Below are 14,792 nucleotides of genomic sequence, written 5' to 3'. Positions count from 1 at the left end.
GCGGCGCCGGGCCGGGTGATATCTGGGGGCGTGTCCGTTCCGCGGGGTGCCAGGATTGGATCATGTCTGGACGGGTGGAGCTGTGCGGGAGAGAGTCCGAGGCCGGCGCGATCGCGGCGCTGCTGGCCGGGGCCCGGCGTGGGGAGAGCGCCGTGCTGGTGCTGCGCGGGGAGCCCGGTATCGGCAAGACGGCGTTGCTGGACCATGCCGAGGCGATGGCCGGTGGCCTGCGGCTGGTGCGTGGCACGGGGGTGGAGTTCGAGGCGGAGCTGCCGTTTTCGGGGCTGCAGCTGTTGCTGCGTCCGGCGCTGGGATGCCTTGCGGCTCTGCCGGCCGCGCAGCGGGGGGCGCTGGAGACGGCGTTCGGGCTCGGTGCGGGGACCGGTGCGGGGGCCGATCCGATGCTGGTGGGGCTGGCGGTGCTGTCCCTGCTGACCGAGTACGCCGACCGGGAGGGGCTGCTGTGCCTGGTCGATGACGCCCAATGGCTGGACCGGGCCTCGCGGGACGCGCTGCTGTTCGCCGCCCGGCGGTTGCGGGCCGAGGGCGTGGTGATGCTGCTGGCCGCGCGTGATGGTGAGGGCTCCTTTCCCGCGCTCGGCCTGGCCGAGCTGCGTCTTGAGGGACTGCGCCCGGAGGCGGCCGCGGCGCTGCTGGACCGCCATCCGCTGCCGCCGGCGTTGCGGTTTCGCCTGCTGGCCGAGGCGCGGGGCAACCCGCTGGCGTTGCTGGAGCTGCCGGTGGCGCTGGGCGCCGAGCAGCCCGGGGCGTTCGCTCCCGGGGCGCTGCCCCTGACCAGCCGGCTGCAGCTGGCCTTCCACGGCCAGGTCGGCCGGATGCCCGAGACGACGCAGACGCTGCTGCTGGTCGCCGCCGCCGACGAGACCGGCGAGCTCACCGCGATCCTGCGGGCCGCCGAGACGCTGGGGGCGGGCGTTGCCGACCTGCTGCCCGCCGAACGCGCGGGTCTGATCGTGCGCGGCGGCGCCGAGGACACCCTGCGGTTCCGTCACCCGCTGATCCGCGCCGCGGTCTACCAGCGCGCGCCGCTGGGCCACCGGCTGGCGGTGCACCGCGCGCTCGCCGCGGCCCTGCAGGCCCCCGAGCACGCCGACCGCCGGGCCTGGCACCTGGCGGCCGCGGCCACCGGCCCCGACCGGCAGGCCGCCGCCGCGCTGGAGCACACCGCCTCCCGGGCCCGGGAACGCAGCGGGTACCAGGCCGCGGCGGCCGCCTACGAACGGGCGGCCCGCCTGAGCGCCGACCCCGCCGAACGAGCCCGCCGCGAGGCCCTGGCCGCCGAGGCGGCCCTGGAGACCGGGGACCTGGAACGGGCCGGTGACCTGGGCCGCCGCGCAGCACGCACTGATGCGGCACGCACTGATACCGCCCACGCCGGTGCCGCCCACGCCGGTGCGGCTCCGGGTGTGCGGGCCCGGCTGGCGCAGGTCCAGGCGCTCGCCGACTTTTGGAAGGGCGACTACCCGGCCGCCCACCGGCGGCTGCTGGAGGGCGCCGCGCTCCTTGACGACACCGGCTCGGCCCAGGCCGCCGAGATGCTGATCCAGGCCACGCACACCTCGTGGTACCTGGGGGAACGGCAGCTGGCGGCGACCCTGGAGCGGCTGTCGGCGCTGCCGCTGGCCGAGGCCGACCCCCTGGCGCCGGTCGCCCGCTTCCTGGTGCACCTGCTGACCCCCGGACCAGAAGCGGGGCCGGATGCGGGGCAGGGGGCCGGCCGGTCCCAGCCCCCGCCGCTGGGCGAGACGCTGGAGGCGGTGCGCCGCCGCGGCCAGGTGTCGGACCAGACCCTGCTGATCCTGTGCGGGGCGGCGCTGGCCCGGGGCCAGGACGCCGACGCCTACCAGCTGGCGACCACGCTGGCGGCGGGACACCGGGCGCGCGGCGGGGCCGGGCGGCTTCCCACGGTGCTGTTCTTCATGGCCGAGGGCGAGGTGTTCGCCGGACGCCACTTGGACGCGCTCACCACCGCGACCGAGGCGCTGGGCCTGGCCCAGGACACCGGGCAGCGGCAGTGGGTCAGCCAGTTCACCAGCGTGCTGGCCTACCTGGCGGCGGCCAGGGGCGATGAGCAGGCCTGCCGGCGGCACGCCGAGGCCGGGCTGGCGGGGGCGGCCGCCGGGGTGACCTCCCCGGGCGCGCCCTGGGCCTACTGGTCGCTGGGCCTGCTGGAGCTGGGGCAGGGACGCGCCGAAGCCGCCCTGGCCCGTTTTGAGCGCCTGGCCCGCGAACCGATGCGCCACCACATCTGCGCCACCCGCTCCACCCCCGACCTGGTGGAGTCGGCGGTACGGGTCGGAGCGCCCGAACGCGCCGCCGAGCCGCTGGCGCGTTTCGAACGGTGGGCCGCCTCGGCCCGCCAGCCCTGGGCCCGGGCACTGGTCCTGCGCTGCCGGGGCCTGCTCGGCACCGACGAGCAGGCCGAGCAGGCCTATGCGGCGGCGCTGGAGCTGCACGACCAGGACAGCCGTCCGCTGGAGTACGCCAGAACGGCCCTGCTGTACGGGGAGTGGCTGCGCCGGGCGCGCCGCAAGGCCGAGGCGCGGGGTCTGCTGAACGGCGCGCTGGAGGTCTTCGACCGCCTGGGCATGGCGCCCTGGGCCGAGCGGGCCCGCGGCGAGCTCACCGCGACCGGCGCCCCCGACCGCGGACCACGCGCCGGGAACAGCCACGGCGGGCAGAGCGGGCAGGGCGGGCCAAGAGGGCAGGGCGGGCAGGACCGGGGCGGGGCGGGAGCGGCGGCCGCGCTCACCCCGCAGGAGCTGCAGATCGTGCGGCTGGCCGCGCAGGGCCTGTCCAACCGGGACATCGCCGCGCAGCTGTTCCTCAGCCACCGCACGGTCGGCTACCACCTGTACAAGGCCTATCCCAAGCTGGGCGTGGCCTCCCGCGGCGAGCTGAAGGATCTTGCCGCCGATCTGGGACTGTGAGTACCTTGACCCGATGACCACGCCCGAACAGGTCCGGCCCGGACAGATACTGCCGGTCGACGTCGACGCCGTCCCCGCCGTCGAGCTCGGCCCGGGGATCCATGTGCGGATGCTCCCGGGAATGGAGGGGATCAGGACCTGGGTCATCGACCTGGCGCCCGGTGCCGAGTGGCCCGACCTCGACGTCCACGACACCTACGGCGAGGCCTACTTCGTGGTGCGGGGCGAACTGATCGAGGGCGACCGCGTCCACGGCCCCGGGACCTACGTCGCGTTCGGGGCCGACACGAGCCACCGGCCCCGCTCGGAGACCGGCGTGCGCGCCTTCGGCTTCAACTACGACGTGTGACCGGCCGGGCCACCCGGATGAGCGCAGGTGGACGCAGGTGGGAGCAGCCGGGTCACACGCCCTCGACGATGATCAGGTCGCCGTCCAGATGGTCCGTGCGCAGCGGAAGGATCTCCTGGTAGGCGGCCGAGTCGTAGAACCCGCGCGCCTGCTCCATGGACGGGAACTCCACCAGCACCACATCGCCCGGCCAGACCCCCTCCCGCACCTCGAGCTGGCCGCCGCGCACGATGAACCGGCCGGAGAACGGCCGCAGAGCGACCTCGACCTTCTCCTTGTACTCCAGCACGTCGGGGTGGATCTCCTCGGGCCTGCGCAGGTGCGCCAGCATGTACGCGGTCATCGTTCCTCCAGGGACGGTCGGTTGGTCGGGCGGTTCCTAGACGGCCTGTGCCGAGGCGGGGCGGGGCGGGGCGGGGCGGAGGTCAGGCTCCGGCCGGCACCTTGTCGAGGAAGCCGAGCACCTGGCTGATGCGGCCGTCGTCGATGACCGCGACGTCGAACCCGATGGCGACCGGCTCGGCCCCCTCCGGTCCCAGGTGCCAGGTGAAGCGGGCGATGTCGTGGTGGGCGTCAACAGCCCCGGCCAGGCTGAACACCAGCCCGCCGAACTGGCCCTGGACCGCCGCGATCGTCGCGTCCAGGCCGTCGCGGCCCCGCACCGACACCAGCGGGTCGGTGTAGGTGGCGTCCTCGGCGAACACCTCCGCCAGCGCCGCCCGCCGCGCCTGGGCGTCGGTGAGGTTCCAGGCGGCGAGGTAGCTCTGGACCAGCTCGTTGATGTCGCTCATGTGCTTTTCCCTTCGCGGTCGTTCGTCTTGACCACAAAGCTAGGCAGCCGCCGGCAACGGGGAATCTGTCGTGCTTAGGTACTTCACCGCCCGGTCGTCATCGCGCCCGGATCCGCCGGTCCGGCGCGGGCCCCACGCGGCCACAGAACGAACGCCCGCCGCGCGGCGGCCCGGGCCCCGGCCTCACCCCCGGTAGTTCCCAAGGCCTATGAGAGGGCGACGAAGATAGCCCCTACGCGCCTATCGGCGCAGAGCCGCAGCTCGCCATAGTCCTTCTGGGCGTCAACCGGCCTTCGACCGCCCACCACACCCCCCCTCCCCCTGGAGAGAACATGGCGCGTGCCTCCACCCGCATAGCCTCCGTGCTCGTCGCCGCGGGCGTCGCGACGGCGACCCCGTCGATCGCCTTCGCCGCCCCGCAGGCCCCCACCGCCAAGGCTCCCGCCCAAGCGGCGACCGCGCAGGCGCCGGCCGCGCCCCAGCACAACTGGAAGATCCTCTGGGAGCCGCCGTCGGACGAGGTCACCGCGGCGGCCTACTGGAAGAGCATGGGCATCAAGGGCCAGCGGCAGAAGAAGGGCAACTGGTGCGGCCCGGCCGCGGCCGCCAGCGCCCTGAGCTATCACGCCAAGGTCGGCAGCGGCACGCAGGCCTCCCTCGCGAAGAAGATGGCGACCAACAAGATCGGCTTCACCTCGCCGGTCGCCATGGGCCGCGAGATGACCAACTACATCAACAAGGCGTGGAAGACCAAGGGCACCAAGTACAGGGCCCACCGCAGCGTCAAGAACCCCACCCTGTGGAACACGACGCGCTACTCCTACTTCCGCGGCCAGGGGCCGCTGGTCCTCACCGTCTACGCCAAGAAGAGCTGGTACCCCAAGGCCGGCAAGGCGGTCGCCCACTACGTGGTGATCTACGGCTTCGACGACACCACCAACTGGAACGAGTCGACCTACCTGATCTGGGACCCCGCCCACGGCAAGCGCAAGCTCAAGGCCACGCGATGGGAGAAGATCGCCTACGCCGGCAAGCTCGTCGTCAGGTGGTAGACACCCCTCTCCCCCACCCCGCATGACCAGCGGCCCGTCCAGACCCTCACCGGACGGGCCGTTCGTCATCCCCGCACACAGCACCACGACACAGCGCGTCCCACCACCGCGCGGACGCCGATCACGCCCGGCGCGCGCCCGGCGCGCATCGCCCCGGCCGGGATTCCCTTCCGCTCAGGCCACCGGGTCGTTGGCCCGAGCGGGATCACCGGTGGCGCCGAGGCTGGCCAGCAGGCGGAGGTTGTCCTGGGCGGCGGTGCCGAAGGCGGCCGATTGCACGATCAGTCAGGAACGCGGGAGCGTCGGTGACCAGGTGCAGCACCCGCAGCAACTCGGGGCGCGGCCGCGCCGCCGAGGGCCGCCGCGGCGCGTGCGCCGGCCGGTGGGCGAGCCGGTGCAGATGCTCGCGTTCCACCCCGTCCAGACCGAGCACCCGCGCGAGCGCGTCCAGGACCTGCGCCGAAGGCCGGCGGGCCCGCCCCTGCTCCAGGCGGATGTAGTAGTCGACGCTCACCCCCGACAGGTGCGCCACCTCCTCACGCCGCAGCCCGCTGACGCGGCGGCGCGGAGTCGCTGAACGGCGCTCTCACCGACATCGCGGTGGACACCCTGACCGCCGCGGACCACCAGGTGAAGGTCAGCGATCTGTACGCGATGCGCTGGAAGCCCACCATCGACGCCGACGACTTCGGCACCGCCGCCTCCCGCCCGCTGGACGCGGTCCACGATCCCGGGCGCGCCCACCGGACCGGTGCGCTCAGCGCCGACATCCGCGCCGAACAGGACAAGCTGCGGTGGGCCGACACCGTGATCCTGCGATTCCCGCTGTGGTGGTACACGATGCCCGCGATCCTCAAGGGCTGGGTGGACCGCGTGTTCACCCACGGGTTCGGCTACGGCGTGGGCGAGCACGATGCCACGCGTTATGGCGACCGTTTTGGCGAAGGCGTCCTCCAGGGCAAGCGCGCCCTGGTGTCGGTCACGGTCGGCGGCCCTGAGTCCCACTACTCCGACCGCGGCATCAACGGCCCGATCGAGGACCTGCTGTACCCGATCCAGCACGGCATCCTCTACCACCCCGGCATGCAGGTGCTGCCGCCGTTCGTGCTGTACCGCACGGTGCGGATGACGCCCGAGGCCTTCGCGGACGCGGCCGAGCAGTGGAGGAAGCGGCTGCTGACCTTGGAGGACACCGACCCCATCCCGTACCGCCGCCAGAACGGTGGCGACTATGGGATGCCGTCGGTGCGGCTCCGCGAGGGACTGGAAGCACCGGGCCGCAGCGGTTTCGGCCTGCACCTGCACCCCTGACCCATCAACGGTCCGGGCGGGCGCAGAACGCCGGGGACCCGCCCCGGCACCGCCCGCCGGTCCCCGGCGATCGGGGTGAAGGGCGAGCCGGAGAACTCCCGGAGCCCTCGCGGCGTCATACAAGGTGGGTTCGGAACTCCGCAAAGACCGAGCTTGCCCGATTTCGGGCAGGATCATTGGTTTTCGTGGGGGCGGCTGGTCATACTCGGCGGGTGCTGCACGAGGACCTCATCGATCATCTGACCCGGACCAGTCCGCTCAGCGCCGGCGAGGCGGCGCGGGTGGTGGCCGACGTGCTGGCCTACTTCGGTGAGCCGGTGGAGGTGTTCGTGCGGCGCAGGCACGCCGAACTGCAGGCCAGGGGGCTGACCAACGCCGAGATCTTCCGGCGGGTGGCGGCCGAGCTGGCGGCGCGCCGGGTCGCGCCGCCGCAGCTCAGCGAACGGCAGTTGCGGCGCATCGTCTACGGATGAGGGGTTGAGGGAACGTGTGCGGGATCGTGGCGTATGTGGGGTCGCAGGACGCGGTACCGATCGTGCTGGAGGGACTGCAGCGGCTGGAGTACCGGGGATACGACTCGGCGGGCCTGGCGGTGCTGGGACGCGGCGGGGCGCTGAAGGTGCGCAAGGCCAAGGGCCGGGTGCGCGAGTGCGCCGAAGGGCTGCCGGCGCGGTTCAAGGGACCGGTGGGGATCGGGCACACCCGGTGGGCGACCCACGGCGAGCCCAGCGACGCCAACGCCCACCCCCACGTGTCGGGCACGGTGGCGGTGGTCCACAACGGGGTGATCGAGAACGCCGAGGAACTGCGCGCCAAGCTGGAGGCCCAGGGGGTGGAGTTCTCCTCCGAGACCGACTCGGAGGTGCTGGCGCACCTGATCGCCACCTCCGGCGCCGGGGACCTGGCCGAGGCGGTGCGGTCGTCGCTGACGCAGGTGGTGGGGACCTACGGGATCGCGGTGATCGACGCGGCGCGGCCCGGCGAGTGCGTGGTGGCCCGCAACGGGTCGCCGGTGGTGCTGGGACTGGGCGACCGCGAGATGTACGCGGCCTCGGACGTGGCGGCGCTGGTGGGGCACACCCGCCAGGTGGTGCACCTGGACGACGGTGAGCTGGCGGTGCTGACGGCCTCGGGCTACCGGACCTTCACCCTGGAGGCGACCGCGACGGTCAAGCAGCCCTCGCAACTGGAGGGCGAGGCCCAGGCCTACGAGATGGGCGGGCACGCGCACTTCATGGCCAAGGAGATCTCCGAGCAGCCCGAGGTGGTGCGGCGGGCCCTGCGGGGCCGGCTGGACGGGCGTTTCCACACCGCCCACCTGGGCGGGCTGAACCTGGAGGCGCGCGAGGCGCGCGCGATCCGCCGCGTGAAGATCATCGGATGCGGGACGGCGTACTACTCGGGCCAGGTCGGCGCCCAGCTGATCGAGGAGCTGGCACGCATCCCCGCCGACGCCGAACCGGCCTCGGAGTTCCGCTACCGCAACCCGGTCGTGGAACCCGACACGCTGTATGTGGCGGTCAGCCAGTCCGGGGAGACCTACGACACGCTGGCGGCGGTGCAGGAGCTGCGCCGCAAGGGCGGCCGGGTGCTGGGACTGGTGAACGTGGTCGGCAGCGCCATCGCCCGCGCGTGCGACGGCGGCATCTACCTGCACGCCGGACCGGAGGTGTCGGTGGCCTCCACCAAGACCTTCACCGCCACCGGAGTGGCGTTCGCGCTGCTGGCGCTGTACCTGGGACGGATCCGCGACCTGTCACCGGCCGAGGGGGCGCGCGTCGCGGCCGGGCTGCGGGCGCTGCCCGAGCAGATCGAGCAGGTGCTGGCCCAGCAGGAGCACATCGCGCGGGTGGCGCGGGAACTGGCCGAACACCGGGCGGCGTTCTTCATCGGCCGGGTGCGGGGCTTCCCGGTGGCGCGCGAGGGCGCCCAGAAACTGAAGGAGATCTCCTACCTGCACGCCGAGGCCTACCCCGCCAGCGAGCTCAAGCACGGCCCGCTGGCGCTGATCGACCCGGGACTGCCGACGGTGGCGGTGCTGCCCGACGACGAGCTGCGCGACAAGAACCTCACCACGCTGGGAGAGATCGCGGCCCGGCGCGGCCGGACGATCGTGGTGGCGCACTCACCGGTCCCGGGGGTGCCGCCGCAGGATGTGATCCTGGTACCGCGCAACGAACCGGAACTGGACCCCATCCTGATGACGGTCCCCCTGCAACTACTGGCCTACCACGCGGCGTTGACGCTGGGACACGACATCGACCGGCCCCGCAACCTCGCAAAGAGCGTGACCGTCGAATAACCCCCCGCACCCCTGCGCGGACCCCCTGCCGCCACCCTGCTGCCCGCCGGAGACGACCCTCAGGCGGGCAGCAGGGTGCGGGCCAGGCGGTAGGCCTCCCACAGGTCGGTGCCGCGGTAGTCCAGGGCCGCCAGGTCGGCCAGGTGGTGGTCGGCGTTGACGGCGACGGTGTGGGACAGGTGGCGAAACAGCGGGGCGTCCGACATCGAGTCGCCATAGGCGACGCAGTCACCGCGCGTCAGGCCGCGCGCGGCCAGCAGACCGTCGGTGAGACGGACCTTGTCCTCGGGAGTGAGCACGTCGGCGGGCTCCAGCGGCCCGGTGAAGGGCAGCGGCGGGAAACGGGAGGCCACCACCTCGTCGAACCCCAGCTCCAGCAGATGCCGGGCGAAGAAGTCCGGGGACATGGTGATGACGGCCGAGTGCTCGCCGCGGGCGCGGATGTCGGCGCACACCTCGGCGATCCCGGCCATCCAGGCCGCGCCCCGGTAGGCGGCGGCGACCTGCTCGGCGGTCAGATCACCCCACAGCCGACGCAGCTCGGCCGAGAAACCACGGGTGTCCAGGGTCCCGGCGGCGAACCGGTCCTCCAGCTCGCGCAGCTGCGGCAGCGTCCCCACCCGGCGCGCCACCTCCAGGCTCGCGGTGGTCCCGGTGAGCAGCGTGCCATCCATATCGAAAACGTGCAGAAGCGTCACAAGACGATCATTGTGCTGGTGGAACGGTCCCAACGCGACCGCATTTCCCCTCCGGCCGGACCGGGAACGAACCGGCCGGAGCGCCCCCGCCGTTCTCCGCCGTTCCTACCGTGCCCCGCTGCCCTTGTCGCTCTTGTCGTCCCTGTCGTCCTTGTCGCGCTCGGGCCACAGGGCGTAGGAGACCAGGATCGCCGCCCAGATCCCCAGCGGCCACACCGGCCAGTAGAACCGCAGCTCACCGTCCTTCAGGCAGGCGATGCCCCAGATCACCGTCATGATCAGGGCGCCGCCGCCCCAGTAGCCCCACTCGTTGAACCACTCGCGCTTGTCGGCCTCGGCCCGGGCGACCCGGCGCGCGGCCTCGGCCCTCCGCCGGGCCGCCTGCGACTCGGGAAGGTCGGCGGTCAACGGCGCCAGATCGCCCTGGGTGACGGCGGTGGTGGCCGCCTCCAGCCGCCGGTTGTACTCCGCGGTGTCCAGCGCGCCCTCGGCCAGGGCGTCGCCCAGCCGCTCGATCACCACGTTGCGGTCGCTGTCGGAGGCGCGGATCCGCAAGCCCCCCTCACCGGACCGGTCGAGGGATCGGTCGACAGGCCGGTCGGCGGATTCGGCGGGAGCGGTCGGCGGGGTCGGGTCGGGCTGCTGGTCCATCGGCGGCTCTTCCTGGCGTGCGGTCCACGGCCGCCGAACGGAACCGACGCCCTGCTGATCGGCGATCGGCTCGGCGGCGTCTCCAGCATCACACGCGGCCGCGGTCGCAGCGTCCTCCAGTGCGACGAAGCGGCTGTACATCCTTCGGAGGAGGGGGGCACCCCCTACCGAAGGTAGGGGGTCCACACGACCGAAGTCCGATGCGCCCACCCCGCCCTGATTCCTAAGCTCCTGCGCATGGATGCTCTTTTGGATCTTCTGGGAACGGCCGTGGCCTCTCCCTGGTTCTATCTGGCGCTGTTCGCGGTCGCCGCGATCGACGGGTTCTTCCCCGTGGTGCCCAGCGAAAGCCTGGTGATCACCGCGGGCGTGTACGCGGTGTCGGGACAGCCCGACCCGTTCGCGGTCATCGCGGTCGCGGCGCTGGGGGCGTTCGTCGGCGACCACATCTCCTTCCTGATGGGCCGCGCCGGAGGCGGACGGCTGGGACGGTGGCTGCGGCCCGGAACCCGGCGGCACCGCGCGGTCGAATGGGCCAAGGCCACCCTGGCCGAACGCGGCGGGCTGATCCTGGTGGTGGCCCGCTACGTGCCCGGCGGCCGCACCGCGGTCACGATGACGATGGGCCTGACCGGCTACCGGGCCCGCTCCTTCACCTTCTTCGCCACGATCGCGGCGATCAGCTGGGCGGTGTACGGGACCGTCCTTGGCTACGTGGGCGGCGCGGCCTTCGAACACGACCCGATCCGCGGCCTGGCGCTGGGCCTGGGCCTGGCGATCGGCGTGACGGTCGTGGTGGAGACCGTGCGGTGGTGGCGTGCCCGCCGGCGCCGGGCCGCTGCGCAGGACACCGACAGCGCCGATGAGACCGGCGTAACCGCCCAGAGAGATGATCAAGCCTCCCTGACCCCCGCGAACATGACATCCTCGACAAATTCGTGAACATAGAGTGAACGATGCGGCCGTCTCCGGGGATCCAACAGGTGAACGGCCCCGACGGCGGGACGGCCGTTTCCGAGCGTGAGGGAGAGTATGCAAGCGCCAGACTTCAGTGCCGACTGGTACCGCAGCATCACCGAATGGGCCCACGGCATGCCGTCGTGGACCCATCCGGTGGCCGAGGTCGGCACCGATGCGGGGCTGCTGTTGTTCGCCGCGTTGTTCGTGGCGGGCTGGTGGCGGGCCCGCACCGCCGACTCGCGGGCGATGGGCCTGGCGCTGCTGGCCCCGGTGGGCATGGTCACCGCCTACCTGACCAGCGAGATCTCCAAGAGCTTCCTGCAGGAGGAACGCCCCTGCCGCGCGGTCGCGCACGCGATGAACATCGCCGCCTGCCCCGCCTACGGCGACTGGTCGTTCCCCAGCAACCACTCCACCATCGCCGCCGCCTCGGCCGCCGCGATCGTGGTGGCCTGGCGCACGATGGCGCCGCTGGTGCTGCCGCTGGCGGCGCTGATGGCCTTCTCCCGGGTGTACGTGGGGGTCCACTACCCCCACGACGTCGCCGCCGGGTACCTGCTGGGCGTGATCGTGGCGCCCGTGGTGGCGCTGCTGCTGGTCCGGCTGGTCGCGCCGCTGGTGACGACACTGCGCCGCATGCCGGTCGGGGTCCTGCTGCTCGGCCCCGCCCCCGCCGCCGTCGCGGCCACCGGCCCCGGCGCGGGCCCGATGACCCACGGACCGGCACACGGGCCAGCGCACGGCCAGACGCACGGGCCGGCGCACGGTCGGGGGCCGTCGGGTCAGGGGCCGCGCGGCTGGAACGACCACGACAACCCGGCCGCGGTGACCATGCCCGACGTCATGGGCGGCATCCCCGCGCCCCAGCGGCCCGCCCCGCCCCAACCCGGCCAGCACCCCCAGCCGGTCCACCCCCCGCAGAGCGGACACGCCCCCCAGGCCGGAGGACGGCACCGCCGCCCACCCGCCTGACCCCGCACCGCTCCCTCCACACCCCACGGGCCGTGGTCGCCGACCGACATCGGTGACCACGGCCCGTCGAACGTTTCCCCCGCCCCGGCCCCGCCGGCCGCAGGCGGATCAGTCCTTCCCGTGGGTCAGCCCGGCCTCGTACGCCACGATCGCGGCCTGCACCCGGTTGCGGACCTCCAGCCGCGTCAGGATCGCGCTGACATAGGCCTTCACCGTGCCCTCCACCACCCGCAGCCGCTCGGCGATCTCGGCGTTGGACAGGCCCTCGCCCACCAGCCCCAGCACCTGCCGCTCCCGCGGGGTGAGCGCCGCCACCCGCCGCCGCGCCGCAGCGTCCCGCGCCATCCGCCCGCCCCCGTCCAGCCGCCGGATCACCTGATGGGCCACCTGCGGCGACAGATAGGCCGCTCCCCCGGCCACCGCGTGCACCCCGGCCAGCAGCTCGCGCGGATCCCCCGACTTCAACAGGAAGCCGCTGGCCCCACCGGCCAGCGCGCGGGCGATGTACTCGTCCTCCCCGAACGTCGTCAGCATGACCACCCGGGTGCCGGGGGCGACCCGGCCCAGCTCGGCCGCCGCCGCCAACCCGTCCAGCCGGGGCATCCGGATGTCCAGCAACGCCACATCGGGCCGGTGCGCCAGCACCGACTCCACCGCCTGGTGCCCGTCGGCGGCCTCGGCGACCACCTCGATCCGCGGATCGGACTCCAGGATCGCCCGCACCCCCGCCCGGATCATCGCCTCGTCGTCGGCCAGCAGCACCCGGACCATCCCGTCCCCTCCCCAACGTTCACCATCACCAGCCCCACCACCGGCCCCGCCAACAGCCCCGCCGCCGACCCCGGTCACCGCGGTCCGTCCGATCGCCGGTCCTGGTCGTCGCCCGGCGTCTCCACCACGGCCGTGTGGAAGGCGTCCTTGTGCGACAACCGGTCTCCGGTGAAGCACAACCGGTAGATCATGCCCATCCCCAGCAGGTTGGCGTCGGGCCGGTAGTACCGGCACTCGGCGCCCGGCGGCTCGGGCGCCCGCACCCGGTCGGCGTCGGAGCTCATCACCTGCCGGTCGGGCAGCACCGGCTGCACCCGCGCCCGCTCCTGCCCCACGTGCAGCGCCGCGAAGTCGGCCGGACGCAGCACCGAGTTCATCGTGGCGTGCACGTAGTAGCCGACCATCACCGTGGCCAGCACCGCCAGCAGCCCCGCCGGAACCATGATCACATCGGCCAGGCCGCGGCGCACCCGCCGCCGCTCCCGCGCCAGCACCAACGCCGACTCCGACACCCCGCCCGGCACCCCTCCCGGCACCCGCAGCTCCCCGGCGGCTACGCCGCCTTGGTCGGGGACCCGCGCGGGCGCCTGCTCTGCTGCCTGCTCTGCTGCCTGCTCTGCTGCCTGCTCTGCTGCCTGCTCTGCTGCCTGCTCTGAGGTCTGCTCTGAGGTCTGGTCGGGATGGCGCAGCGGTGGTGTGGCGGGCAGGTCGGCCACCACCTGGAACCCGCCGTCGCCGGTCGGTCCCGCCCGCAGCGTCCCGCCCGCGACCCGGACCCGTTCGGCCAGCCCCGTCAGCCCGTGCCCGCCACCCGCCAGCACCGCCCCCTCACCGGCGGCAGGACCGTTCACGATCTCCACCCGCAGCCCGTCGTGCCCGCCGTGCCCGCCGTCCAGCCGCACCGCCACCGCGGCGCCCGGCGCGTGCTTGACCGCGTTGGTGATCGCCTCCTGCACCACCCGGTACACCGCCAACGCCGCCATCGGCGCCACCGCCGCGCCCGCCGGCCTGTCCGCCAGCCCGCCCGCCAGCCCGCCCGCCAGGGTGACCCGCACCCCCGAGGACCGGGCCCGCCGCACCAGCTCGGCGACCCCCTCCGCCACGCCCTCGGCCGCCGGACGCACCGGCCCGTCCTCCTGCGGCTCCGCCGCTGCGGCGTCCTCCCGCAACACCCCGATGATCTCCCGCAGGTGCGCGGTCGCCTCCGCCGCGCCCGCCCGCAGCTCGGCCGCCGCCCTCCGGTGGCGCTCCTCCAGCTCCGGCGCCACCTGCAACGCCCCCGCCCGCACCGCGATCAACGCCAGTTCGTGGCCCAGCGAGTCGTGCATCTCCTGGGCGATCTGCGCCCGCTCCCGCAACCGCTCCCGCTCGGCCGCGATGCGCTGCTCGCGCTCCAGCTGCTCGGCCCGCTGCCATCCGGCGTACACCAGCTGCTGGTACTGCCGCCAGGCCCGGCCCGCCAGCCACGGCAGCACCCCCAGCAGCACCAGCCACACCGTCAGCGGGAACCACACCGTCACGCTCACTCCGCGCGCCAGGTTCAGCGCCGCGCCGCCCAGCAGGATCAGCACGAACATCCACAGCACCGGCCGCGCCGCCTGCGTGCGCCGCCCCGCCAGGTAGGCCAGCACCGGGAAGGCGAACACGAAGTTGCCGTGCAACGGCAGCGTCATCGACACCAGCAGCAGTGCCGCCACCGGGAACGCCCGCGACACCAGCACCGCGGCCGCCACCATCGCCAGCCCCGCCGCCTGCGCCCACCAGTCGGCCGTCATCCGCACCGGCAGGAACGTCCCCGCCACCACCGGCACCGCCAACCCCCACCCCAGCAGCACATCGGCCCACACCGCGCGGCGCGAGGGCCGCGCCACCGCCCCGCGCACCACCCCCACCACATCCACCGGACCCGCCCCACCGGGGCGCACCGTACGGGAAAGGGCGTGAGGCGCCGCGCGAAGCCGGGTGACCAGGCCATCGCGCAGCC

Annotated in this window: 15 protein-coding genes; 8 read left to right on the top strand and 7 right to left on the bottom strand. The window is 73.6% G+C overall.

Annotated elements, in window-relative coordinates:
• Positions 1–62 precede the first annotated feature (62 nt).
• Positions 63–2,951 carry a helix-turn-helix transcriptional regulator gene (locus HNR61_RS24585; RefSeq protein WP_182845517.1) on the top strand — a complete coding sequence of 963 codons (2,889 nt, stop codon included), beginning with the start codon at positions 63–65 and terminating at the stop codon, positions 2,949–2,951.
• A 13-nt stretch (positions 2,952–2,964) separates the two neighbouring features.
• Positions 2,965–3,300 carry a cupin domain-containing protein gene (locus tag HNR61_RS24580; RefSeq protein ID WP_182845516.1) on the top strand — a complete coding sequence of 112 codons (336 nt, stop codon included), beginning with the start codon at positions 2,965–2,967 and terminating at the stop codon, positions 3,298–3,300.
• A gap of 52 nt (positions 3,301–3,352) precedes the next feature.
• On the opposite strand, the gene HNR61_RS24575 is transcribed toward HNR61_RS24580, so the two are convergent.
• Complete coding sequence (locus tag HNR61_RS24575) at positions 3,353–3,643, bottom strand: DUF1330 domain-containing protein (protein ID WP_182845515.1); 291 nt, start codon at positions 3,641–3,643, stop codon at positions 3,353–3,355.
• 82 nt (positions 3,644–3,725) lie between these two features.
• The gene (locus HNR61_RS24570) at positions 3,726–4,091 is read right to left on the bottom strand and encodes a nuclear transport factor 2 family protein (RefSeq protein ID WP_182845514.1); all 366 of its coding nucleotides are present in this window, start codon (positions 4,089–4,091) and stop codon (positions 3,726–3,728) included.
• A 332-nt stretch (positions 4,092–4,423) separates the two neighbouring features.
• Between HNR61_RS24570 and HNR61_RS24565 the strand changes: the two genes are divergently transcribed.
• Positions 4,424–5,143 carry a C39 family peptidase gene (locus tag HNR61_RS24565; RefSeq protein WP_182845513.1) on the top strand — a complete coding sequence of 240 codons (720 nt, stop codon included), beginning with the start codon at positions 4,424–4,426 and terminating at the stop codon, positions 5,141–5,143.
• Between the two features lie 205 nt (positions 5,144–5,348).
• Here HNR61_RS24565 and HNR61_RS24560 read toward each other — a convergent pair whose 3' ends face one another.
• A complete protein-coding gene (locus HNR61_RS24560; RefSeq protein ID WP_376770270.1) occupies positions 5,349–5,675 on the bottom strand; it encodes a helix-turn-helix domain-containing protein in 327 nt (108 codons plus the stop codon).
• Between the two features lie 41 nt (positions 5,676–5,716).
• On the opposite strand from HNR61_RS24560, the gene HNR61_RS24555 reads away from it, so the two are divergent.
• From HNR61_RS24555 to glmS, 3 genes are all read left to right on the top strand, one after another.
• Positions 5,717–6,454: an NAD(P)H-dependent oxidoreductase gene (locus HNR61_RS24555; RefSeq protein WP_182845657.1), complete on the top strand. Its 738-nt coding sequence runs from the start codon at positions 5,717–5,719 to the stop codon at positions 6,452–6,454.
• Between the two features lie 212 nt (positions 6,455–6,666).
• Entirely contained in the window at positions 6,667–6,927 is a 261-nt protein-coding gene (locus tag HNR61_RS24550) for a hypothetical protein (protein WP_425544481.1), read from the top strand.
• 26 nt (positions 6,928–6,953) lie between these two features.
• Positions 6,954–8,756, top strand: a complete 1,803-nt coding sequence (gene glmS / locus HNR61_RS24545; RefSeq protein WP_312898075.1) for a glutamine--fructose-6-phosphate transaminase (isomerizing) — start codon at positions 6,954–6,956, stop codon at positions 8,754–8,756.
• Between the two features lie 59 nt (positions 8,757–8,815).
• Here glmS and HNR61_RS24540 read toward each other — a convergent pair whose 3' ends face one another.
• Both HNR61_RS24540 and HNR61_RS24535 read right to left on the bottom strand, forming a co-directional pair.
• Positions 8,816–9,430: an HAD family hydrolase gene (locus HNR61_RS24540; protein WP_220509730.1), complete on the bottom strand. Its 615-nt coding sequence runs from the start codon at positions 9,428–9,430 to the stop codon at positions 8,816–8,818.
• A gap of 129 nt (positions 9,431–9,559) precedes the next feature.
• Entirely contained in the window at positions 9,560–10,105 is a 546-nt protein-coding gene (locus HNR61_RS24535) for a DUF1707 SHOCT-like domain-containing protein (RefSeq protein WP_220509729.1), read from the bottom strand.
• Between the two features lie 237 nt (positions 10,106–10,342).
• Here HNR61_RS24535 and HNR61_RS24530 point away from each other — a divergent pair, with 237 nt between their 5' ends.
• Positions 10,343–11,047, top strand: a complete 705-nt coding sequence (locus HNR61_RS24530; protein ID WP_182845510.1) for a DedA family protein — start codon at positions 10,343–10,345, stop codon at positions 11,045–11,047.
• Positions 11,048–11,137: 90 nt separating this feature from the next.
• A complete protein-coding gene (locus tag HNR61_RS46925) occupies positions 11,138–12,037 on the top strand; it encodes a phosphatase PAP2 family protein (protein WP_220509728.1) in 900 nt (299 codons plus the stop codon).
• 108 nt (positions 12,038–12,145) lie between these two features.
• Here the strand turns inward: HNR61_RS46925 and HNR61_RS24520 are convergent, their stop codons facing one another.
• On the bottom strand, positions 12,146–12,808 hold the full coding sequence (locus HNR61_RS24520; protein ID WP_182845509.1) for a response regulator: 663 nt from the start codon (positions 12,806–12,808) through the stop codon (positions 12,146–12,148).
• 74 nt (positions 12,809–12,882) lie between these two features.
• Positions 12,883–14,709, bottom strand: a complete 1,827-nt coding sequence (locus tag HNR61_RS24515; RefSeq protein ID WP_182845508.1) for a sensor histidine kinase — start codon at positions 14,707–14,709, stop codon at positions 12,883–12,885.
• Between the last annotated feature and the right edge of the window lie 83 nt (positions 14,710–14,792).

The sequence above is a fragment of the Actinomadura kijaniata genome, from assembly GCF_014138665.1.
In the GTDB taxonomy this organism is placed as follows: Bacteria; Actinomycetota; Actinomycetes; order Streptosporangiales; family Streptosporangiaceae; genus Spirillospora; species Spirillospora kijaniata.
Note: the sequence above shows the minus strand (reverse complement) of the source record. Positions and strands in the feature narration are given on the sequence as shown.